General features: G+C 70.4%; 21 protein-coding genes and 1 tRNA gene. 3 read left to right on the top strand and 19 right to left on the bottom strand.

Features of this window, described 5'->3' with window-relative positions; all coding sequences use genetic code 11:
* Positions 1-59: 59 nt before the first annotated feature.
* On the top strand, positions 60-677 hold the full coding sequence (locus tag ACWDU4_RS23320) for a TetR/AcrR family transcriptional regulator (protein ID WP_450116308.1): 618 nt from the start codon (positions 60-62) through the stop codon (positions 675-677).
* Positions 674-2,248, top strand: coding sequence for an MDR family MFS transporter (locus ACWDU4_RS23315; RefSeq protein ID WP_450116307.1), 1,575 nt, complete (start codon positions 674-676; stop codon positions 2,246-2,248). Before ACWDU4_RS23320 ends, ACWDU4_RS23315 begins: the two co-directional genes overlap by 4 nt.
* A gap of 86 nt (positions 2,249-2,334) precedes the next feature.
* On the opposite strand, the gene ACWDU4_RS23310 is transcribed toward ACWDU4_RS23315, so the two are convergent.
* The 8 genes from ACWDU4_RS23310 to ACWDU4_RS23275 form a co-directional block, all read right to left on the bottom strand.
* Positions 2,335-2,408, bottom strand: a tRNA-Pro gene (locus ACWDU4_RS23310).
* A 164-nt stretch (positions 2,409-2,572) separates the two neighbouring features.
* The gene (gene der, locus ACWDU4_RS23305) at positions 2,573-4,009 is read right to left on the bottom strand and encodes a ribosome biogenesis GTPase Der (protein WP_450116306.1); all 1,437 of its coding nucleotides are present in this window, start codon (positions 4,007-4,009) and stop codon (positions 2,573-2,575) included.
* On the bottom strand, positions 4,006-4,668 hold the full coding sequence (gene cmk / locus ACWDU4_RS23300; protein ID WP_450116339.1) for a (d)CMP kinase: 663 nt from the start codon (positions 4,666-4,668) through the stop codon (positions 4,006-4,008). The genes der and cmk overlap by 4 nt, the downstream gene beginning before the upstream one ends.
* Before the next feature lie 32 nt (positions 4,669-4,700).
* Complete coding sequence (locus ACWDU4_RS23295; protein WP_450116305.1) at positions 4,701-5,735, bottom strand: pseudouridine synthase; 1,035 nt, start codon at positions 5,733-5,735, stop codon at positions 4,701-4,703.
* Positions 5,736-5,816: 81 nt separating this feature from the next.
* A complete protein-coding gene (gene scpB / locus ACWDU4_RS23290) occupies positions 5,817-6,602 on the bottom strand; it encodes an SMC-Scp complex subunit ScpB (protein ID WP_450116304.1) in 786 nt (261 codons plus the stop codon).
* A complete protein-coding gene (locus tag ACWDU4_RS23285; protein ID WP_450116303.1) occupies positions 6,599-7,435 on the bottom strand; it encodes a segregation and condensation protein A in 837 nt (278 codons plus the stop codon). The genes scpB and ACWDU4_RS23285 overlap by 4 nt, the downstream gene beginning before the upstream one ends.
* Positions 7,436-8,401, bottom strand: a complete 966-nt coding sequence (locus tag ACWDU4_RS23280; protein WP_450116302.1) for a ParA family protein — start codon at positions 8,399-8,401, stop codon at positions 7,436-7,438.
* A gap of 109 nt (positions 8,402-8,510) precedes the next feature.
* Entirely contained in the window at positions 8,511-8,921 is a 411-nt protein-coding gene (locus tag ACWDU4_RS23275; RefSeq protein ID WP_450116301.1) for a hypothetical protein, read from the bottom strand.
* Between the two features lie 274 nt (positions 8,922-9,195).
* Here ACWDU4_RS23275 and ACWDU4_RS23270 point away from each other — a divergent pair, with 274 nt between their 5' ends.
* Positions 9,196-9,990, top strand: coding sequence for a potassium channel family protein (locus ACWDU4_RS23270; RefSeq protein WP_450116338.1), 795 nt, complete (start codon positions 9,196-9,198; stop codon positions 9,988-9,990).
* 37 nt (positions 9,991-10,027) lie between these two features.
* Here ACWDU4_RS23270 and xerD read toward each other — a convergent pair whose 3' ends face one another.
* From xerD to ACWDU4_RS23215, 11 genes are all read right to left on the bottom strand, one after another.
* On the bottom strand, positions 10,028-10,951 hold the full coding sequence (gene xerD / locus ACWDU4_RS23265) for a site-specific tyrosine recombinase XerD (protein ID WP_450116300.1): 924 nt from the start codon (positions 10,949-10,951) through the stop codon (positions 10,028-10,030).
* A gap of 1 nt (position 10,952) precedes the next feature.
* Positions 10,953-11,594, bottom strand: a complete 642-nt coding sequence (locus tag ACWDU4_RS23260) for an NUDIX domain-containing protein (protein WP_450116299.1) — start codon at positions 11,592-11,594, stop codon at positions 10,953-10,955.
* 7 nt (positions 11,595-11,601) lie between these two features.
* Positions 11,602-13,350: a CTP synthase gene (locus ACWDU4_RS23255; protein ID WP_450116298.1), complete on the bottom strand. Its 1,749-nt coding sequence runs from the start codon at positions 13,348-13,350 to the stop codon at positions 11,602-11,604.
* Positions 13,351-13,498: 148 nt separating this feature from the next.
* Positions 13,499-14,443: a copper transporter gene (locus tag ACWDU4_RS23250; protein ID WP_450116297.1), complete on the bottom strand. Its 945-nt coding sequence runs from the start codon at positions 14,441-14,443 to the stop codon at positions 13,499-13,501.
* A complete protein-coding gene (steA, locus tag ACWDU4_RS23245; protein ID WP_450116296.1) occupies positions 14,440-15,624 on the bottom strand; it encodes a putative cytokinetic ring protein SteA in 1,185 nt (394 codons plus the stop codon). The genes ACWDU4_RS23250 and steA overlap by 4 nt, the downstream gene beginning before the upstream one ends.
* Before the next feature lie 134 nt (positions 15,625-15,758).
* On the bottom strand, positions 15,759-17,534 hold the full coding sequence (gene recN, locus ACWDU4_RS23240; RefSeq protein ID WP_450116295.1) for a DNA repair protein RecN: 1,776 nt from the start codon (positions 17,532-17,534) through the stop codon (positions 15,759-15,761).
* On the bottom strand, positions 17,524-18,537 hold the full coding sequence (locus ACWDU4_RS23235; RefSeq protein ID WP_450116294.1) for an NAD kinase: 1,014 nt from the start codon (positions 18,535-18,537) through the stop codon (positions 17,524-17,526). Before ACWDU4_RS23235 ends, recN begins: the two co-directional genes overlap by 11 nt.
* Entirely contained in the window at positions 18,534-19,349 is an 816-nt protein-coding gene (locus ACWDU4_RS23230; protein WP_450116293.1) for a TlyA family RNA methyltransferase, read from the bottom strand. Before ACWDU4_RS23230 ends, ACWDU4_RS23235 begins: the two co-directional genes overlap by 4 nt.
* 1 nt (position 19,350) lies before the next feature.
* Positions 19,351-19,566 carry a hypothetical protein gene (locus ACWDU4_RS23225; RefSeq protein WP_450116292.1) on the bottom strand — a complete coding sequence of 72 codons (216 nt, stop codon included), beginning with the start codon at positions 19,564-19,566 and terminating at the stop codon, positions 19,351-19,353.
* A gap of 84 nt (positions 19,567-19,650) precedes the next feature.
* Positions 19,651-20,610: an HAD-IIA family hydrolase gene (locus ACWDU4_RS23220; RefSeq protein ID WP_450116291.1), complete on the bottom strand. Its 960-nt coding sequence runs from the start codon at positions 20,608-20,610 to the stop codon at positions 19,651-19,653.
* 5 nt (positions 20,611-20,615) lie between these two features.
* Positions 20,616-21,992: a tetratricopeptide repeat protein gene (locus tag ACWDU4_RS23215; RefSeq protein ID WP_450116290.1), complete on the bottom strand. Its 1,377-nt coding sequence runs from the start codon at positions 21,990-21,992 to the stop codon at positions 20,616-20,618.
* Positions 21,993-22,125 lie beyond the last annotated feature (133 nt).

Here is a 22,125-nt window from a genome sequence, read left to right as displayed (position 1 = left end):
CGGGGTCATTCCTCCGGTTTCGCCACGTACTCGCGTGCACCAGTGCAAATATTGCCCGGGTGAATGATTCTCGGACCACGCTGCGCGCCCGTCACCGAGCACGGACCGCCCTGGAACTGCATGCGGCCGCGATGTCCCTGGCGCGCGAACACGGTCTGCCTGCCGCGACGATCGACGCGATCACCGATCGGGCGGGCGTGTCGCGGCGCACGTTCTTCAACTATTTCGCGTCGAAGGAGGACGCGATCCTGGGCACCTCGGCGCCGTCGGCACCCGAGGACGCGCTGTCGCGCTACTTCGACTCGGGCGACGGGGACCGGTTCACCCGCACCATGCGCCTGATCGTCGCGGTCGTGCAGTCCACGTTCGGCCCCACCTCGGCCACGGACGTGCCGGCCCTCGTCCGTGAGTTCCCGGTACTGCGCGAGCGCCTGTCCGAGCACGTCTCGGCCGCCGAGAAACTGGTCGGCGCCGCGCTCGACGAGCACGCCGCCGGTGGAGCGGGCGGGGCTGGAGGCCACCGGTCCGCGGAATCCACCCGGGCACTGGTGATGCTGGCGGGCACCGTGCTCCGGTTCGCCTACACCCGCGACCCGAGCGCGCTGAACTCCGCGCACTCCGATGCGCTCGAGTCCGCAATCTCCGTGTTCCGCAACGCAATCGAGGAGATCTCGTGACCACCGTGAAGACCGACGGACCGGACACCACGGACAGCACCACCGGATCGGGCAGCATCACGCTGCTCTTCGCCGGACTGATGGTGACGATGCTGCTGGCGTCACTGAACCAGACCGTCCTGTCCACCGCGCTTCCCACCATCGTGGGTGAGCTGAACGGCGTGGACCACATGACCTGGGTGATCACCGGCTACATCCTGGCGAGCACCATCATGATGCCCGTCTACGGCCGCATCAGCGACCTCCTGGGCCGAAAGCCGGTGCTGATCTTCGCCATCGGAACCTTCGTCGCCGGATCGGTGGTCGGCGCGCTCGCCGGTGACATCGAATGGCTCATCGCCGGCCGCGTCGTCCAGGGCATCGGCGGCGGCGGGTTGATGATCCTCTCGCAGGCCGCGATCGCGGACGTGGTGCCCGCCCGCAGCCGCGGCAAGTACATGGGCGTGATGGGCGCCGTCTTCGCCGTCTCCTCCGTCGCCGGGCCGCTGCTCGGCGGATGGCTGACCGAGGGGCCGGGCTGGCGATGGGCGTTCTGGATCAACGTGCCACTCGGCGCCCTCGCGGTGCTGGCGACCGTGCTGTTCCTGCGACTGCCGAAGGTCCACCGCGAGCACCGCCCGAGCATCGACTACCCCGGCATGGCCCTGGTCGCGGGCGCGACCACCGCGATCGTGCTGGTCTGCACCTGGGGCGGCAACCAGTACGAGTGGGGTTCGGCCACGATCATCGGCCTGATCGTCGCGGCGGTCGTGCTCGCGGTCGCATTCGTGTTCACCGAACTCCGGGTCGCGAACCCGGTGATCCCGATGTCGCTGTTCGCGGACCGGAACTTCGTCCTCACCGTCGTCGCCGCACTCATGTTCGGCATCGCCATGTTCGGTGTCATCGGCTACATGCCCACCTACATCCAGATGGTCTCCGGTGTCGACGCCGCCCAGGCCGGCCTGCTGATGATGCCCATGATGGGGTCGTTGCTGGTCGCCTCGACCGCCTCGGGCGCGCTGGTCACGCGGACCGGTCGGTACAAGATGTTCCCGATCGCCGGCGCCGCCGCCATGGGCGTCGGGCTCGCCCTGCTGTCCACCCTCCACATCGACAGCCCGCTGCCCCTGCTGTGCCTGTACCTGGGCGTCTTCGGCTTCGGTCTCGGTCTGAGCCTGCAGATCCTGACCCTGATCGTGCAGAACTCGTTCCCCGGCAGCATCGTCGGCACCGCGACCGCGTCGATCAACTACTTCCGCCAGGTCGGCGCCACCGTCGGCTCGGCGATCGTGGGGTCGATCTTCGGGGCCCGTCTCACCGACCTGCTCGGCGACCGGTTGCCGGGCCCGGGCGAGGCCGGCGCCGGGGACCTGAACTCGCTGACCCCGGCCACGGTCAACGCGCTGCCCGACACCGTGCGGGTCCCGGTGCTGGAGTCCTACAACGAGGCGCTGCTGCCGATCTACGGATACATGGTGCCGCTGGCCGTCGTCGCCCTGGTCGCACTTGTGTGCCTGGTCGAGAAGCCGTTGGCGACCACGGTCGACCGCGACGTCCCCGATTCGGACGCCACCGCGGCCGAAAGCTGACCGGTCACCGGGCGTGCCGTGAGTGGCCCACGTCAGTACACACGAGAAAGGCCCCGGCGAGATGTCTCGCCGGGGCCTTTCGTCTGTCGGGCTGACAGGATTTGAACCTGCGACCACCTGACCCCCAGTCAGGTGCGCTACCAAGCTGCGCCACAGCCCGTCCACGTCCTTGCGGGCGCTTGAGAAGATTACAACAGTGACACTCCCAACCGCGAATCGGCTGGTCAGCGCGTCACGATTACCGCCGGAGGCGGTGGGGCGTCACGATCTACGCCCGTGCGGTGGCGCGCCCTCGGTGACCGAGGGCGCGCCGCCCGCCCGCGTCTAGCGCTTCTTGCGGTCCCGCTTCTCCCGCACCCGCACGGAGATCCGCACCGGGCTGCCGTCGAAGCCGAACTCCTCACGCAGCCGGCGTTCGAGGAACCGGCGGTAGCCGGCCTCGAGGAATCCGGTGGTGAACAGCACGAACGTCGGCGGCCGGGTGCCCGCCTGCGTGGCGAACATGACCCGGGGCAGGCGTCCACCGCGCATCGGCGGCGGGGTCGCGGCGACGACCTCCTTGAGCCAGGTGTTGAGGCGACCCGTCGGTACCCGCTTGTCCCACGACTCCAGTGCCGTCTCCAGCGCGGGAACGAGCTTCTGGACGGCCCGGCCGGTGTGGGCGGAGATGTTGACGCGCTGCGCCCACGGCACCCGCACCAGTTCCCGGTCGATCTCCTTCTCCAGCATCAACCGGCGGTCCTCGTCGACGAGGTCCCACTTGTTGAACGCCAGGACCAGCGCGCGGCCGGTCTCGGCGACCATCGACAGCACCCGCAGGTCCTGCTCGGTGATCGGCAGCGACGCGTCGATCAGCAGGATCGCGACCTCGGCGGCCTCGATCGCCGACTTGGTGCGCAGCGAGGCGTAGAACTCGTGCCCGCTGGCGTGGCTGACCTTGCGGCGCAGCCCGGCGGTGTCGACGAAACGCCACACCTTCCCGCCGAGCTCGACGAGCGAGTCGACCGGGTCGACGGTGGTGCCCGCGACGTCGTGCACGACGGACCGTTCGTCGCCGGACAGCTTGTTGATCAGGCTCGACTTGCCGACGTTCGGCTTGCCGACCAGCGCGACCCGGCGCGGGCCCTGCCCGCCGGTGCCCTCGCGCGGCGTCTCCGGCAGCACGGCGAGCACCTCGTCGAGCAGGTCGCCGGTCCCGCGGCCGTGGATGGCGCTGACCGGGTACGGCTGCCCCAGCCCGAGCGACCACAGCGCGGCCGCCTCGGCCTCTGTACGTTCGTCGTCAACCTTGTTGGCCACCAACAGAACCGGCGTCTTGGATCGGCGCAGCACCCTGGCGACCGCCTCGTCGGTTGCGGTCGCGCCCACCACCGCGTCCACCACCAGGATGATGGCGTCCGCGGTCTGCATGGCCAGTTCGGCCTGCCGTGCGACGGACTGCTGCAGCCCCTTCGCGTCCGGTTCCCAACCACCGGTGTCCTGAACCATGAATCGGCGTCCGGCCCAGTTCGCGTCGTAGGAGACGCGGTCCCGGGTGACACCGGGGATGTCCTCCACGACGGCCTCACGGCGGCCGATGATCCGGTTCACCAGGGTGGACTTGCCGACGTTGGGTCGGCCGACGATCGCCAGCGTCGGGACGGCGACGTGTTCCTCGCCCTCCTCCTCGCCGATGAAGTCGGCCATCTCCCAGTCGGTTTCCTCGTTCCAGGTGCCGTCGCCGGAATACGCGTCCCCGCCGAATTCGAATGCGTCGCTCACTGCACCACTCCAGTCCTGTCGCGGACCACCAGCAGCAGCCGGCCGATCACGTCGTCGATTCCGATCTCGCTGGTGTCCACGATCACCGAGTCCTCGGCGGGCCGCAGCGGGGACACCGCGCGGGTCGAGTCCAGGTGGTCGCGACGCTGCACGTCCGCGAGCACGGCCTTGTAGTCGTCGCCGCGGCCCTCCGCGACGTTCTGCGCGTTGCGCCGCAACGCGCGGGCCTCCGCGGAGGCGGTGAGGTAGATCTTCACGTCCGCGTCCGGCAACACGACGGTGCCGATGTCACGGCCCTCCACCACGATCCGTGGGTGCTGCGCGATGAACGCGCGCTGCTTGTCGACGAGCAGGTCCCGCACCCGGGGCACCGCGGACACCGCGGACACGGCCCCGGTGACGGCGCCGCCGCGGATCTCGTCGGTGACGTCCTCGCCGGCGAGCAGCACCCGGTCCGATGCGGGGTCGGTGCCGATCGACAGGTCGAGCGCCTCGGTGGCGGCGGCAACGGCGTCCGGGTCGTCGACGTCGACGCCCGACCGCAGCACGTGCAGTGTCGCGATCCGGTACATCGCACCGGTGTCGAGGTACCGGGCGGCGAGGGCGTCGGCGAGCCGCCGGGACACGCTGGACTTGCCGGTACCGGACGGGCCGTCCATCGCCACCACCAGGGGCACGATCACGTCGTCGCTCACAGTCCGACCGCCTTGTACAGGCTGCCGACCTCGCCGCGGCCGAGCACCCGCAGGGTGCCGGGACGCCCGTCGCCGAGGGAGACGGCACCGATGTCGGTGCGGACCAGGCGCACCACCGGGTGCCCGACTGCGTCGAGGAGACGGCGCACGATGTGCTTGCGACCCTCGTGCAGCACGACCTTCACCAGCGACTGGCCGCCGTTGATGTCGAGGAGCGTGAACGAGTCGACCTTCGCGGGCCCGTCCTCGAGCTCGACGCCGGCCTTGAGCTTCTTGCCGAGGCTGCGGTCGACGACACCGTGGACGGTCGCGAGGTACGTCTTCGGCACCTCGAACGACGGGTGCATCAGCCGGTGCGCGAGGTCGCCGTCATTGGTCAGCAGGATCAGTCCCTCGGTGTCGGCGTCGAGCCGGCCGACGTGGAACAGTCGCTGCCCCGCGGACACCCGCTCGGAGACGATGTCGCCGATGCACGGCCGCCCCAGGTCGTCGGACATCGTCGACTGCCAGCCGCGCGGCTTGTTCAGCGCGATGTGCACCAGGTCCTTCTTGACGACGACGCGGATGCCGTCGACCCGGACCACCGCGTTCTCGGGGTCGACACGCAGTCCCTGCTCGACGACGATGCGGCCGTCGACCTCGACGCGGCCCTGCTCGATGAGTTCCTCGGCGGCGCGGCGCGAGGCGACGCCGGCCTGCGCGAGCACCTTCTGCAGCCGCACGCCCTCACCGGCGGGCAACTGCGTCGGCGCCACGCTCTCGGTGTGCTGGTGCCGGGCGGGTTTGGCGTTGCTGATCTTCGGGGTGACCGGCACCTGCTGGCGCTGCGGCTTGGCCTGCTTCGGCTTGCCCCGCTTGTTGGTCGCGCCTGCGGCCCCTGCGCCCCGGGTTGCGGCTGCGGCCTGGCCGCGGTGCGGCTTCTTCGGACCGCCAGCACTGGTGCGCGGGGCGTCCTTCTTGCCTGTCGTCTTGCGGGCCGGGTTTCCCCTGCCCCTGTCCGGTGTGCCATCTCGGCGAGCGGATCTGTTCACTTTTCTTCCTGTCACTTCTTCTCGTTCGAGTGAACGGATGCGTTCACTCGATCAGATCGAATGAATGTTGTCGTTCATCGATCAGTTGTGCTCGTCGTCGACGCCGGTGTCGACGACGGGTTCGGTGTCCGTCCGCGCAGCTCGCAGCTTCGCGAATCGCGGGTCGGACTCCATGTCCTCGCTGATGTCGTCGATCACGTCGACATCGGGCAGCAACGGTGCCAACGGCGGCAGATCCGCCAGCGAAGCCAGCCCGAGCCGTTCGAGGAACAGCTCGGTCGTCACGTAGGTTGTCGCGTTCGTCCCGGGGTCCGTCCCGGCCTCAGCGATCAGTCCCCGGGCGATCAGGGTGCGCATGACGCCGTCGACGTTCACTCCGCGCACCGCGCTCACCCGTGCACGGGTCAAAGGTTGACGGTACGCAACAACCGCCAAGGTTTCCAACGCTGCACGTGTGAGCTTCGACCTGACCCCGTCGAGGAGCAGTCGTTCGACATACGGCGCGTACTCGTTGCGGGTGTAGTACCGCCAGCCGTCCCCGGCGTGGCGGAGGTCGATCCCGCTGCGGCGCGCGGTCAGGGCGGCCGACATCCGGCGGAGCATCTGCGCCACCCGCTTCGGAGGTTCGCCGACCGCGGTCGCCAGCGCCTCACCCGGCACGGGAGTGTCGATCACCAGCAGCATCGCCTCCAGCGCGGACTCGAGCTCGTCGTCGTCGAGCCTGTCCTCGGCCCCTTCCTCGACGTCCAGCCGGTCCGCGCCCTGCGGCGCCCCCAAGCCCTCCGGTGGCACCGCGTCCTGCTGGGTCACCGTGTCGTGCGGTGACCCCGCGTCCTGCGATGCCTCGGCGCCCTCGAGCTCACTCATCCGTAATCCTCCGCACTCACCAACGCCCGACCGTCGGTCGATCCTTCCCCGGTCCAGCTGACCCGCAGCTCCCCGAGCGGCTCGGGCTGGTCGAACGCCACGGCCCGCTGCCGGTACAGCTCGAGCAGCGCCAGGAATCGTGCCACGATCTGCACGGTCACCTCGCAATCGGCGACGAGCTCACCGAAACCCGACCACTCCCCCGGCCCGCGTTCCCGAAGCAGGTCCAGGAGCAGCGCCGCCTGTTCCGGCACCGACACCGTCGACGCGTGCAGGTGGTCGAGACCGACGGTCGGAACCGGCCGCGGGACGAACGCGGCGGCGGCGATGTCCGCGAACGCGGCCGCATCGACGCCGAGCAGCACCTCGGGCAGCAGCCCGACGTAGCGGTCCTCCAACGCGACCGAACGGGGGTAGCGGCGCAGCGCGACCGATTCGAGCTCGGCGAACAGTTGCGCGACCTGCTTGTACGCCCGGTACTGCAGCAGGCGCGCGAAGAGCAGGTCCCGGGCCTCGAGCAGGGCCAGGTCCTCGGGATCCTCGACCTCGCCGGACGGCAGGAGCCGCGCGGCCTTGAGGTCCAGCAGGGTTGCCGCGACGACCAGGAACTCGGTGGTCTGGTCGAGGCCCATGTCGGCGCCGAGTTCCCGCGTGTAGGCGATGAAGTCGTCGGTGACCTGGTGCAGCGCGACCTCGGTGACGTCGAGGCGACGCTGGCTGATCAGCGTCAGAAGGAGGTCGAACGGTCCCTCGAAATTGCGCAGCCGAACCCGGAATCCGCCGCTCTCGGCACCGTCCTCGGGCTCGGTCGCGGCGGTGGTTTCCGCGTCCATCTACCGACCGGACCTCGCGATCACCTCGCGCGCGAGCGCCCGATACGCTTGCGCACCACCAGATTTCGGAGCCCAGGTGGTGATCGGCTCACCGGCAACGCTGGTCTCCGGGAAGCGTACGGTGCGGTTGACGACGGTGTCGTAGACGAGGTCCCCGAACACCTCCACCACGCGGGTCATCACCTCGCGGGCGTGCAGGGTGCGCGCGTCGAACATGGTCACCACGATGCCCGACATCTGCAGGCGTGGGTTGAGCCGGTCGCGGACCTTCTCGACGGTGTCGTTGAGCAGCGCCAGCCCGCGGAGGCTGAAGTACTCGCACTCCATCGGAATGATCACGCCCTCCGCGCAGGCGAGCGCGTTGACGGTGAGCAGACCGAGGGAGGGCTGACAGTCGATGAGGATGTAGTCGTAGCGGTCGAGCACCGGGTAGAGCGCGCGGCCGAGCGTCTGTTCCCGACCGACCTCGGTGACCAGCTGGATCTCGGCGGCGGAGAGGTCGATGTTGCTGGGAAGCAGGTCCAGTCCGTCGACGCGCGTGCGCATCAGCACGTCGTCGATCGAGACCTTCCGGTCGACGAGCAGGTTGTGCACGGTGAGGTCGAGATCGTGGTGTGCGACGCCGAGGCCCGCCGACAGCGCACCCTGCGGGTCGAGGTCGACGAGCAGGACCCGGCGTCCGTACTCCGCGAGGGAGGCACCGAGGTTGATGGTCGAGGTGGTCTTGCCGACGCCACCCTTCTGGTTGCACATCGCGATGACCTTGGCGGGGCCGTGGGAGGCGAGGGGCTGCGGTTCGGGAACCTCCCTCAGGGGTCGGCCCGTCGGGCCCAGTTCCGGCTCACCGCCGGCGCCCGCAACGCTGTCCACGCCGGGTGTGCCCGACAGGTCCGGTTCCCGCGGAACCGGACGCGTTTCGGCGATGTCGTCGTGCGCCGTCGCCGAGGGCGGCTGAGGTGTCATCACAGTCCGATGGCCCCCTTCCTCGCTCGTGCATGCTCGCCACAGACGCTACCGTCTGGCCGCCCGAACCCCTCACGGACACGCGCGCCCAGCCCGGTCACGTCCGGCGACTTCAGCGCAGCGACCCCGGCAACACCGGCCGGGAGCTGCGCAGTTCGTCGTTCCGGTAACCCCACTTGTGCGTGCCCACCGGTCGCAGATTCATCGTGTGCGCGATGCCCTGCCCGGCGAGCACCGATCCCGTCGTCGCCGGGCAGACGAGGGAATCGAACTCCCCGGACACGCCGGTCTCCATAGGCGGGTCGGCGAGCAGCTGCGCGCAGGCGACGGCGTTGCCCCCGTGCGCGCAGTCGATCGGTCGCGGCAGCTCCCGAGTGAGAAATGTCTCGTAGGCCGGCCTGCCCGTCACCGGATCCGCCGCCTGCCGGTCGGTGTGGGTGTGCGCGCCGCCGACCGACGGCACCACGTTGACGTTCTCGGCCGCGGCGACCGAGCGGGCGGCGGTACGGAATCGGGTTCGCATGGAGCTCCTCGGGTCCGGTTGCGAACATCCAACCACCCGAATGCCGACTCGGCCCGCCGACTCACCGCGGCCAGGCCGCTCGGCTGGGCGACCGGTCCCACTGACGGGTCGCAGTGTTCCTGTCCCCCGCCTCCGGCCCCGACGGCCGGAGGCGTCGACGTCGCGGCCCACCGGCCGCAATCGCGGTGGGCCCGCCCTCGAGCCGCTACCGTTCTCCCTCGTGGTGAGCGCGAACGGCGGGGAGAACCGCGGCCAGTGGTGGCAGCGACCGAACATCGATTCGACCGTCGGAGCGACCCGGCTCGAACGGTGGGAACGGCGAGCCGAGTGGCCCCTCGCGCTGGTCGCTCTCACGTTCCTGGTCGCCTATTCGGTGCAGGTACTCGCTCAGCCCCGCACGTGGACGGACGCGGCACTGGACGTCGTCGTCGTCCTCTCATGGGCGGTGTTCGCCGTCGACTACGTAGTCCGACTGACCCTCGCGCCCGACCGCGGACGCTGGTTCGTACTCCATCTCGTCGATCTCGCAGTGGTGGCGCTTCCCCTGTTGCGTCCGCTGCGGATGCTGCGCCTGCTGGTGCTGGTTGCGGCGTTGCAGCGGGCGCTCGGCGGCGCCATCCGGGGACGCGTCGTCGTCTACACGGTCAGCAGCGCGGTCCTGTTCATCTATGTCGCCTCACTGGCCATGCTGGAATCCGAACGCGGACACCCTGACGCCGTGATCTCGTCGTTCGGCGAGGCGCTGTGGTGGTCGATCACCACCGTCACCACGGTGGGTTACGGCGACTACGCGCCCGTCACCACGAGTGGCCGGATCATCGCGGTGCTGCTGATGGTCGGCGGGATCAGCCTCATCGGTGTGGTGACGGCGACCGTCGCGTCGTGGATCGTGCAACGGGTCGCCGAGGAGGACGACGGCAACCGCGCCGCGACCGCACAGCAGATCACCTCGCTGCACGCCGAGATCGCCGAACTGCGCGACGCGGTGCGCGCCCTCACCGCCGGCGGGGGCGACCCGAGCGCCCTGCACGCGAACGGGGACCGCGAGAAGGCCCCGGTCCGCCCCTGAGGCGCGAGCGTCCCCAGGGGCGGATGGGGCCGGAGGATCACAGGGCGCGCGGATGCGCGCCGGCCCACACCTCGCGCAGGGAGCCGATGGTCACGAGGGTGTAGATCTGCGTGGTGGTCACGGACGCGTGCCCGAGCAATTCCTGCACGACCCGGACGTCGGCACCACCGTCGAGGAGGTGCGTGGCGAACGAGTGCCGCAGCGTGTGCGGGGAGACGCCGTCGGCGAGACCGACCCGGTCCGCCGCCGACCGCAGCACCTGCCAGGCGCTCTGCCGGGTCAACCGGCCTCCGCGGGAGTTCAGGAACACCGCGGGACCGCCCCGGGAGACGAGTGCGGGCCGCCCGCGCACCAGATACGCCTCGAGCGCGGCGAGGGCGGGGCGGCCGATCGGAACGATGCGGTCCTTGCCGCCTTTGCCACGGAGCAGCACGGCCCGGTCGACGGCATCGATGTCGTCGAGGTCCAGCCCGACGGCCTCCGAGATGCGGGCGCCGGTGGAGTACAGCACCTCGAGCAGCGCCCGGTCCCGCAGGGCACGAGGCTGGTCCCCGGCGTCCTCCCCACCGGTGGACTCGATCAGGGCGAGCACCTGGTCGACGGGTAGCGATTTCGGCAGTCGCCGGCTCGGGGACGGCGGTTTGACGGCGTGCGCGACGTCGGCGCGGGTGTATCCCTCGGCGGTGGCGAACTTGTGCAGCCCACGGACCGCGATCAGGGCCCGGGCCGCGGACGCGGGCGCAAGCGGGCGGACGCCGTTCCCGGAGTCGCCGCGGCGCAGCACCACGACGAAGTCGGTGATGTGCCGTTCGGCGACCCGGTCGAGGTCGTCGATGCCACGGGACGTGAGGTACTCGCTGTATCGCTCCAGGTCGCGGCGGTAGGACGACAGGGTGTTCTTGGCCACCCCACGTTCGACCGCGAGGTGGGCCAGGTACCCCCCGACCTGTTCGGCGAGCACGTCAGGCGCCGTGCCTGCGCCGGTCCAGTGCGGTGGGCCGGTCCACCCAGGCGGCGTCGGTGGGACGACCGACGACGTCCGCACCGTCGCGGGCACGGGCCGCGGCGAGCGCCAGGATGCCCGACAGTGCGGTCGCGTTGACGATCTCCCCCGACAGGGCGCGCTCGACCGTCTCGGCGACCGGGACCCGCACTATCTCGAGGTCGGCCTCCTCGTGTTCGGGGTCGGGCCGGTCCACTTCCGACAGGCCCGTCGCCAGGTACACGCGGATCGCCTCGTCGGTGAATCCGGGTGAGACGGCCACGTCGACAAGCACCGACCAGTGCGCGGCCGCCAGCCCGGTCTCCTCGACGAGTTCACGCCGGGCCGCGTCGACGGGGTCCTCCCCCGCGGCGTCGAGGAGACCGGCGGGCAGTTCCCAGAGCCGGCGCCCGAGGGGATGCCGATACTGGTTGATCATCACGAGCCGGTCCTGGTCGTCGACCGCGACCACCGCGACCGCGCCGTGGTGTTCGACCACTTCGCGGCTCGCGATGGTGCCGCCCGGCATCGCGACCTGGTCCACCCGCAACGCGACGATCGCACCCTCGTAGACGGTGCGGCTGGCGAGGGTGTCGAAGTCGTGTTCTCCCGGGCGGCTCATCGCCGGATCAGCCGGCGCTGGGGGCGTCGGCGGCGGCGGCGGTCTCGACCGTCTCGACGGCGTCCTCGGGGTGCACGTCGACCTCGAGCCGCTCGGCGGCCTTGTACTTCAGGGCCGCCCCGACGAACGCCGCGAACAGCGGGTGCGGGCGAGTGGGCCGGCTCTTGAGCTCCGGATGTGCCTGCGTCGCAACGAAGAACGGGTGCTTGTCGGCCGGCAGTTCGACGAACTCGACGAGGTGCCCGTCCGGGGAGGTGCCGCTGAACTTCAAGCCGGACTTCGCGATCCGGTCCCGGTACGAGTTGTTCACCTCGTAGCGGTGACGGTGCCGCTCGGACACGGTTTCGGAACCGTACGCGCGGGCGACGACCGAGCCCTTGTCCAGCACCGCCGGGTACGCGCCGAGGCGCATGGTGCCACCGAGGTCGGCTTCGCCGGCGACGATGTCCTCCTGGTCGGCCATCGTGGAGATGACGGGATGCTTGGTGTCGGGCTCGAACTCGGCGGAGTTGGCGTCGGTCAGCCCCACCGAGCGGGCGGCCTCGATCACCACGGCCTGCAGGCCGAGGCACAGCCCGAGCAGCGGGATGCCGCGGGTGCGGGCGTAGGTGATGGCGCCGAGCTTGCCCTCGATCCCGCGGATGCCGAAGCCGCCGGGGATCAGCACCGCGTCCACCTCGCCGAGCGCCTCCTGGGCGCCGGCCTCGGTCTCGCACACGTCCGACGGCACCCAGTCGATCTCGACCTTGGCGCGGTGCGCGAATCCACCGGCACGCAGTGCCTCGGTGACGGACAGGTAGGCGTCGGGCAGGTCGACGTACTTGCCGACGAGAGCGACGCGCACCGTCTCGCGCGGGTTGTGGACGCGCTCGAGCAGGTCGCCCCACACGGTCCAGTCCACGTCCCGGAACGGCAGGCCGAGCTGACGCACCACGTAGGCGTCGAGGCCCTCGCTGTGCAGCACCTTCGGGATGTCGTAGATGGACGGGGCGTCCGGGGTGGAGATGCAGGCGTCGACGTCGACGTCGCACATCAGCGCGATCTTCGCCTTCAGTGCCTGCGGCACGTCCCGGTCACAGCGCAGGATCAGCGCGTCCGGCTGGATGCCGATGTTGCGCAGCGCCGCCACCGAGTGCTGGGTGGGCTTGGTCTTGAGCTCACCGGACGGGCCGAGGTACGGCACCAGCGAGACGTGCAGGAAGAACACGTTGTCGCGGCCGACGTCGTGGCGCACCTGGCGGGCGGCCTCGAGGAACGGCTGCGACTCGATGTCGCCGACGGTGCCACCGATCTCGGTGATCACGACGTCCGGTTCCTGGCCCTGCGCGTCCGGGCCCGCCATCGCGAGGATGCGGGACTTGATCTCGTCGGTGATGTGCGGGATGACCTGGACGGTGTCGCCGAGGTACTCGCCGCGGCGCTCCTTGGCGATCACCGAGGAGTACACCTGCCCGGTGGTCACGTTCGCGAACGCGTTGAGGTCGCGGTCGAGGAACCGCTCGTAGTGGCCGACGTCGAGATCCGTCTCCGCCCCGTCCTCGGTGACGAAGACCTCACCGTGCTGGAACGGGTTCATGGTGCCCGGGTCGACGTTGAGATAGGGGTCGAGTTTCTGCATCGTCACCCGCAGTCCACGGGCGGTGAGCAGCTGCCCGAGGCTGGACGCCGTCAGGCCCTTGCCGAGCGAGGATGCGACGCCCCCGCTGACGAAGATGTGCTTGGTGGCGGTACGCGTGTGACTGCGTGACAGTGGCAAGAAGGGCTCCCGTGACGACTTGCAGGACTTGATCAATGGTAGAGCTGGGGCCTGCCGACCCACGGGTCTTCACGGTAACACCTGTGCGCCGGAACCTCCGCACCGCGCGCCGCTTCCCGCAATTTCACGATGGGTCGCCGTGTGACGCTCAGCCGATCGGGGCTCCGACCGTGACGGCCGTCGCATTCGGTCCGGTGCCGTAGCGGCCGGACCCGCCCCCGAGCTGTTCCTGGAGGGCGAGCACGGTGGTGATCCGGCCGGATTCCCGGTCCGCGTTGTCGACGGTGCTCACTCCCGCGGACAGTGCGGTGTCGGAGCGGACGACGGCGATCGGACCGTTGCCGTGGGCTGCGTCGGAGCGGCCGACGAGGACGGTGCCCGCGCCGCGGCCGTCCAGTGCGCCCGCGAACCGGGCGACGATCGATCCACGGTTTCCGCCGTCGCCCGCGTTGCCCGCGCCGGTGAGGACCACTGCGAGCTGCGCGGGCGCCACCGAGCCGTTGTCGTACGCGACGAAGCCGCCGGCCCGCAGCGCGTCGAGCGCCAGTGCCAGCTCCTCGGGCGTGCTCTGCGGCTGCGCGGACTGCGCGTTGAGCAGCAGCACCGATCCGAGCAGGTCGCCCGCGAGGCTCCCCTGGTCGACGGCCCCGGTGCGCAACTGGATCCCGGCGGGGATCACGTTGGTGACGGTGGTACGCAACTGGTCGCCGTTGGCCGCGTCGACGAACGCCTCGGTCAGCGCGACCCGGCCGGTGACGGTGCCACCCGCGGCGCCGATCAGCCGGGTGACCCCGTCGAGGTCGCCGGGGTCGGCGTCGGGGGTGGTCACGACGACGACGGTGCGCTGCGCGAGCGTGTCGCGCACCACCCGGCCGGCGACCGCGGAGTCGAAACCGTCCGCCGCGGAGAGCTGTTCACCCAGTTGGTTGTTCGTCTCGTGCAGGTCGTTGATCTGGTTCTGCAGTTCGGACTTGTCGTCCCGCATCCCCGACAACAGGGAGTCGGAAAGGGTGCCCGATCCGAGCACCACACCGATGGCCAGGGCCAGGAAGATCGCCGCGATCGAGATCGCGTGTTGACGCGCAGAGATCACTTGAAGAGCCCCTGCACCCAGAGCGCGAAGCTGTTCCACGTCTGCACGGCCCAGTCGAGGGCCTCGCCACCGATGTTCGACACCACCAGTGCCACGATCACCGCCGTCAACGCGGCCAACACGAGCAGGGCGATCGCGGCGCCGGAGACCCGGCTGCGGTACAGGGTCGCGACGGCCTTGGCGTCGACCAGCTTCGGCCCGACCTTGAGGCGGGTCATGAACGCGGCCGGGTTGGCGTCCCGCCGGCCACGGTCGAAGAACTCGTCGAGCGAGACCGTGCTGCCGACGGTGACGATCAGCGACGCGCCGTGATGATCGGCGAGCAGCAACGCCAGGTCGGCGGGAGCGCAGGCAGCGGGGAACGTCATCGCTCCGATACCGAGGTCCTGGATGCGCTCCAGGCCGGGCGCGTGCCCGTCCGGGTCGGCGGGCAGAACCACCTCGGCACCCGACTTGAGGGTGTCCGCGGTGACCTCCTCCGGGTCGCCGACGATCAGGTCGGGCCGGTAACCGGCGGCGGTCAGGGCGTCCGCGCCCGCGCCGACACCGACGAGAATCGGCGAGTACTCCTTGATGAACGGCTTGAGGTTCTTCAGGTCCTGTGCGTGGTCCGGGCCGTCCGCGACGACCACAACGTGCCGATCCCGCAGATCGACGTCGACGTCGGGCACCCCGACCCCGTCGATCAGCAGGGGACTCTCGGTGCGGATGAACTCGATGGTGTTGCCGGAGAACGCCTCGAGGTGGTCGACCAGGCCGGTCTTCGCCTCGATCATCAGGTCGGAGATCTCCGCCTCCGACTGCTCGACCCCCGTCACCAGGCGGCGTTCACCGGTGTAGACGCCGCCGTCGTGCAGACGGACCTTGGCCCCGTCCTTGACCTTCTTGAACGCCTCTTCGCCAACGGAGTCGACGAGGACGATCCCGTTGGCGACGAGCACCTCGGGGCCGAGGTTGGGGTACCTGCCGGAGATCGACGGGGAGACGTTGACGACGGCGGTGACGCCGGCCTCCACCAGCGTGTCGGCGGTGATCCTGTCCAGGTCGAGTTCGTCGAGGACGACGATGTCGCCGGGGCCGACGCGGCGAAGCAGCTTCGCCGTGTTGCGATCAACCCTGGCGATGCCGGTGACTCCCGGCAGCGATTCGGTGTTTCGTGACAACAGAGCGGGCATCTTCATGCCCACGATGATGACGCCGACACGTCCCGCCGTTCGGGAGGCGCGCCGAGTCTCTTACCTCACTTTTCACTCGTACACCACCAGCGACACGGCTGCAGGCGCCGCGAACCTGTCACATGTTGCGCGTGACGGCCTCAGGAGTTCCGCTCGGCACCCGCCGTCGCGAGCAGTTCCTCGGCATGCGCGCGACCGGTCTCGGTATCCCCTAGACCTGCGAGCATCCGTGCGAGCTCCCCCACCCGTTCGTCGTCGGTGAGGGTGCGCACTCCGGAGTCGGCACTGCGCTTTCCGTCCACCTTGTCGACCACCAGGTGGGTGTCCGCGAACGCCGCGACCTGCGGCAGGTGCGTGACGACGATGACCTGGTGGGTGCGTGCCAAGCGGGCCAGCCGCCGGCCGATCTCGACCGCCGCGCGGCCGCCAACACCCGCGTCGACCTCGTCGAAGACCATCGTTGCGCCGGACTGCGCACCGGCGAGCACGACCTCGAGCGCCAGCATCACCCGGGACAGTTCACCTCCCGAGGCACTCTTGCCGAGTGGCAGCGGCGCCGATCCGCTGTGTGCGGCGAGCCGGAACTCCACCTCGTCGACACCGGCCGATCCGGCGTGCAGCAGGCGTCCGCCGACCTCGAGCGGGGCGGAGTCCTCCGCGGTCGCAGGTACCGGGTGCACGGCGATGTCGAGTTTCGCCTTCCCCATCGCGAGCCCGGCGAGTTCTGTGGAGACGGCCTTGCCCAGCTTGACGGCGGCCTTCGCCCGGGCCTTGCTCAGCGCGTCCGCGGCGACGGCGAGCGCCCCGGCGGCCTCGTCGACGCGGGCCGCCAACGCGGCGAGGGCGTCGGCGGACACGTCGATCCGGCCGCGCCGCTCGCGCGCCTGCGCCGCCCATTCCAGAACACCGTCCACGTCGGCGGCGTACTTGCGGGTCAACGTCTTCAGCTCGGCCTGCCGGCTCAGCAGGGTGTCCAGCGCACCCGGGTCCGAGGGCAGGTCCTCGAGGTAGCCCGTCAGGTCCGAGGAGACGTCGGTGAGGATCGTGATCGCCTCGGCCAGCCGCGGCGCCAGGACGGTCAGCGCCTGGTCCTCGGACGACTCGACCCGGGACCGGGCGTCGCCGAGCAGGTCCAGGGCACCGGCAGCATCGGACGCCATGTCCGCGCCGAGGTCGGCAGCGCCGACGAGCGCGGCCTGCGCCGCGGCGGCCGCGGACCGCAACGAGTCCAGGTCACCGAGCCGGCGAACCTCCGCGACGATCGCGGCGTCCTCACCCGGTTGGGGGTCGACGGCGTCGATCTCGTTGAGCGCGAACTCGAGCCGGTCCACCTCCTGCGCGAGTTCGCGACTGCTCCGGGTGCGTTCGTCGAGTTCGGTGCGTGCCTCCAGCCAGCGCGCCCGCAGGTCCCGATACTTGTCGAGAAGGGAACCGATTGTGGCGCCGCCGAATTCGTCGAGAGCCTGGCGCTGCTGGTCGGGTCGCTGCAGCCGCAGCTGGTCGTTCTGACCGTGGACGGTCAGCAGCGGGGTGGTCAATTCGGCGAGCGCCCCGGCGGGAACGCTGCGGCCCCCGAGATGGGCGCGGGAGCGCCCGTCCGCACCAACGGTCCGAACCGCGATGACGGTGCCGTCCTCGTCGCGTTCGGCTCCGGTGGACTCGAGCAGACGATCGACCTCGGCCGCCGCCTGGGCTCCGACGTTCGTCGTGGCGAAGCGGCCCTCGACCACCGCCCGCTGCGCGCCGACCCGGACCCGACCGGCATCGGCGCGGGCGCCGCTGAGCAGGTGCAGGCTCGTCACGACCATCGTCTTGCCCGCGCCGGTCTCACCGGTGAGCACGGTCAGGCCCTCATGGAACTGGGCTCCGGCCTTCGAGATCGCGCCGAGGGAGTCGATGCGGATTTCAGTGAGCACGCCTGCTGTCCCCTTCCCCACGGCCGCCGCGGCCCCGCCATCCCCGCACCGGCAGATCGAACTTCCGCACCATCCGGTCCGCGAACGGCGCCGAGTCGAGGCGGATCCACTTGACCGGGTTCGCGCCCCGCACCACCTCGACACGTCCGCCCGCCGGCAACGACAGGGTGCGGCTGCCGTCGCAGAACACCAGCCCGTCGTGGCCTCCGGAGAACGTCTCGACCGCGATCAGCGACTCCGGGCTGGTGACCATCGGCCGGGCGAAGAGCGCATGGGCGTTGCTCGGAATCACCAGCAGCGCTTCGAGTTCCGGCCACACGATCGGGCCACCGGCGGAGAACGCATACGCCGTCGATCCGGTCGGTGTCGACACCAGCACGCCGTCGCAGCCGAACGACGACACCGGCCGCCCGTCGACCTCGAGTACCACCTCGAGCACCCCGAGCCGGGAGACGTTCTCGATGCTCGCCTCGTTCAGCGCCCACCCACGGTCGACGATCACGTCGTCCACCCGGACGGCGATGTCGATGGTCATCCGGCGCTCGACGCGGTACTCCTGCCGCACCAGGTGTCCGAGCGCCTCCTCCAGATGCTCAGCCTCCGTCTCGGCGAGGAACCCGATCCGGCCCAGATTGATGCCGAGCACCGGAATGTCGGCCGCCCGGGCCAGGTCGGCGCCGCGCAGGAACGTGCCGTCGCCGCCGAGCACGAGAACCAGTTCGCACCCCTCCGCCGCGGCGGGGCCCGGCGGGACGACGGTCAGGCGCACGCCGTCGAGGTCCGCGCGGGCGGGCTCGACCGCGAGCGGCGGAGTGGTGTGGTCGGCCTCGGAGGCAAGCACCCGCAACCCGATCCCGGCCTCGGCGAAGACCCGCGCGATCCGTCGGGTGGTGTCGGCGATCTCGGTGTGGCCCGTGTGCGCCACGACGAGGATCTCGCGCCCGGCGGCGGTGCCGCCCGCACGCCCGCCGGCAGTGCCGCCCGTACCTTCGGCGCCCGTCACTGGGGACCCTCCTCGACGGCCTTCCGGACGAGGGCCTCGACGTCCTCGGCACCCGGTCCGGCCTGCTTGCGCAGCCACAGGAAGAACTCGACGTTGCCGGACGGTCCGGGTAGCGGGCTGGCGACCACTCCGAGGGTGCGCAGTCCCAGTTCGTCCGCCGCACGCGACACCTCGAGCACGGCCTCCGCGCGAAGGGCGGGGTCTCGGACCACGCCACCGGATCCGACCCGCTCCTTGCCTACCTCGAACTGAGGTTTGACCATCGGTGCCAGGTCGGCGCCGTCCGCCGCGCAGGCGACGAACGCCGCCAGCACCAACTTCAGCGAGATGAACGACAGGTCCGCGACCACGACCTCGACCTGGCCGCCGATCTGTTCGGGTTCGAGGGAACGCACGTTGGTCCGGTCCACGACGGTCACGCGATCGTCGGACTGCAACCGCCATACCAGCTGGCCGTATCCCACGTCGACGGCCACGACCCGGGCCGCGCCCCTACTGAGCAGGACATCGGTGAATCCGCCGGTGGAGGCGCCGGCGTCGAGACAGCGTTTACCGGACACCGACAGTCCCTGCGGTTCGAACGCCTCGAGTGCGCCGAGCAGTTTGTGCGCGCCGCGCGACGCCCAGGAGACCTCGTCGGTCTCCTCGGTGACCAGCAGCGGTGTCCCGGCCTCGACACCGGTGGCCGGTTTGACGGCGACCGACCCGTTGATCAGGACCCTTCCGTCCGCGATCAGTTGAGCCGCATGTTCCCTGGAGCGAGCCAGACCCCGCCGAACCAGTTCGGCGTCGACTCGTGCACGCCTGGCCACCTCAGATCTTGTCCACTGTCGCCAGCGCCTGCACGAGTACGTCGTGCGCACGCTCGAGAATGTGTGCCTGCCGGGGTATCGCCTGATGACCGTCCGGCATGTCGCTCGCGGTCAGGCCCGCGAGGAGCGAGTCGACCTCGGCGTGAATCTGTGCGGGGTCGACGGTCGGTGGTGGACCCGGTAGGTGCTGGCCGGGCTTGGGTGTCGGCGTACTCATCGCCGACAACGCTAGTCGATCGACGCGACAATGCGCGCCTCGCGCCCGCAAGCGATTCTCACCCCAGGTACGGGTGAGATGCACTCACAGGTGCGGAGCGCCCCGTACCTCGGTCACCTCGGGAGCCGCCCAGGCCGCGGCCAACGCGGCACGCAGGACGGTCGCCTCGTCGACAGACGCCGACGGATCCGTCCGAACGGTGAGTGTTGCGCCGTCCAACGACACCGACACGTGCGGGTGCGGAGCGATCGCAAGGGACTCGGGGGCCTCGTCGAGCGACGCCAGCGAGTACGCAAGGTAGGTCGGGCGCTGCGACGGCGGCGCCGTCACCAGGTCGAGGGGCGTGCTGACACCGGTCAGCACGAGCAGGGAATCGAGCCCGGCGGCGTTGGCGCCGGCGATGTCGGTGTCGATCCGGTCCCCCACCACGAGTGGACGGCCGGCCGCGCTGCGGCGAACGGCATCGTCCATCAGCGGACGCGCCGGCTTGCCCGCGACATCGGGTTCGCACCCGGTCGCGGTACGCACCGCCGCAACCATCGAACCGTTCCCGAGGCAGAGCCCACGCTCGGTGGGCAGGGTGGTGTCGACGTTCGTCGCCACCCAGTACGCGCCGGCCCGGACGGCCAGTGTCGCCTCCGCGAGCATCCGCCACCCGGTGTCGGGCGAGTGGCCCTGCACGACCGCGACCGGCGCATCGTCGAAACTGCGCACCGGATGCAGGCCGACGACGCGGACCTCGTCGGCGAGGGCCTCGGTGCCCACCACGAGCACCGGCGAACCGGGGGGTACTCGGTCCGCGAGCAGACGCGCGGCCGACTGTGAACTCGTGACGACCTCGGATTCCGTTGCAGGGAAACCGAGTTCGTTGAGATGCCCGGCGACCTGGGCGGGACTACGGCTGGCGTTGTTGGTGACGTAGAACAGCCGCGGCCCGCCGTCGACGACCAGAGCCTCCCGTGCACCGGGGATCGCGTGCGGGCCGGCATACACCGTGCCGTCCAGGTCCAGGAGCAGCACGTCGTGCCGCTCCCGCAACGTCATTTCACTCACTGGTCGCCGGACAGTTCGGCAGCACGCTCCTCGGCATCGGTGTCGCCGTCGAGGTCGGCGGCAGCCGAGTTCAGGAACCACTTCAGGCCGTCCTCGCGGCGTCCGGCCGCAACCAGTGCGTCTGCGTAGGCGTAGAAGAGCCGCGCCGCGGTCGGACCGGACTTCGACGCATCCAGTTCCGGGGTCTGCAGCGTGACCACAGCCTGGTCGAACTGGCCGAGGTCCATCCTCGCGCCGGCGACGACGATCCGAAGCTCGGTGGCCTCGTCACCCTTCAGCGCGCGGGCCTCCTCGCTGCGGCCGAGCTCGATGGCCCGCTCGGGGCGGCCGAGGCCGCGTTCGCAGTCGGCCATCACGGCGAGCAGACCCGGACCACCGGCCATACGTCGGGCAGCCCGCAGTTCGGACAGGGCTTCCGCCCATTCGCCGGCGTGGTAGGCGACGATGCCCGCGGTTTCGCGGACGACCGCGACACGGCCGGCGCGTTGCCGGGCGGCGCGGGCATGCGCGAGCGCCAGCTGCGGATCGTCCTCGAGCAGCTTGCTCGCCATCACCAGGTGCCGGGCGACCGTGTTCGCATTCGACTTGTCGAGGCTGAGCAGGTCACGCCGGACCGCGGGATCGAGCTCGCCGGCCTGGATGTCTTCGGGCAGGTCCGGCTCGTCGGGACGCGGTGCACGCCGTTCAGGAGATGCGCCGCCGTCGCGAGGCCGCGGCGCGAAACCGCCCTCGCCGCCGCGTCGCTGCGGGCCTCCACTGCGGCGGTCCCCACCTCGGCGCTCACCGCCACCGCGACGATCCTCGCCGCCACTGCGATCGCCTCGGTACTCGCCGCCACGATGGCCGGAGCCGGGATCGCTGCGTCCTTCGCCGCGGTATCCGCCGCCGCGATGTTCACCGGAACGCCGATCGTCGCCGGCACGCCGATCGTCCCGCCCGCGGTATCCACCGCCGGAACGCTCACCACCAGATCGCCGATCGTCGCCGCCGCGGTATCCACCGCCACGGTGCTCACCGGAACGCTCACCACCGGAACGCCGATCGTCGCCGCCGCGGTATCCACCGCCACGGTGCTCACCGGAACGCTCACCACGGCGACCGTCGCTGCGCCGTTCACCACGCTGTTCTCCGCCGCTGCGGAAACCCCCGCCCTCTCGGCGGTCACCGCCACCACGATGTTCGCCACCGCGGCGATCGTCACCACGGTGACCACCACGGGGTCCGTCACCGCCACGACCTGCACTGCTCTGACCGTCTCGCCGTTGCCCGTCCTGCCGATGGCCGCCGCGAGCGTTCCCGCCCTGCGAGGCGCCACCGTGACGCCGATCCGGATCACCGTTTCCATACGGACGGCGATCTTCGTTGTTGTCCACCACAACATCTCCTTCGAAGACAACACTGGCATGACCATGAAAACACGAAAGGGGACCCAGTAGAATGGGTCCCCTTTCGGATGTTATGTACGGCGGTGTCCTACTCTCCCACACCCTGTCGAGTGCAGTACCA

The organism is Rhodococcus sp. NPDC003348 (assembly GCF_053589375.1).
This window is presented reverse-complemented; position numbering and strand designations above follow the sequence as displayed.

Bases quoted from the DNA above. Each gene is read 5' to 3' on its own strand.
- steA (WP_450116296.1), bottom strand. From the start codon at position 15,624: ATGAAGATGCCCGCTCTGTTGTCACGAAACACCGAATCGCTGCCGGGA.
- ACWDU4_RS23285 (WP_450116303.1), bottom strand. From the start codon at position 7,435: ATGGACGCGGAAACCACCGCCGCGACCGAGCCCGAGGACGGTGCCGAG.
- scpB (WP_450116304.1), bottom strand. From the start codon at position 6,602: ATGAGTGAGCTCGAGGGCGCCGAGGCATCGCAGGACGCGGGGTCACCG.
- ACWDU4_RS23275 (WP_450116301.1), bottom strand. From the start codon at position 8,921: ATGCGAACCCGATTCCGTACCGCCGCCCGCTCGGTCGCCGCGGCCGAG.
- ACWDU4_RS23260 (WP_450116299.1), bottom strand. From the start codon at position 11,594: ATGAGCCGCCCGGGAGAACACGACTTCGACACCCTCGCCAGCCGCACC.
- ACWDU4_RS23225 (WP_450116292.1), bottom strand. From the start codon at position 19,566: ATGAGTACGCCGACACCCAAGCCCGGCCAGCACCTACCGGGTCCACCA.
- ACWDU4_RS23220 (WP_450116291.1), bottom strand. From the start codon at position 20,610: ATGACGTTGCGGGAGCGGCACGACGTGCTGCTCCTGGACCTGGACGGC.
- cmk (WP_450116339.1), bottom strand. From the start codon at position 4,668: ATGGACGGCCCGTCCGGTACCGGCAAGTCCAGCGTGTCCCGGCGGCTC.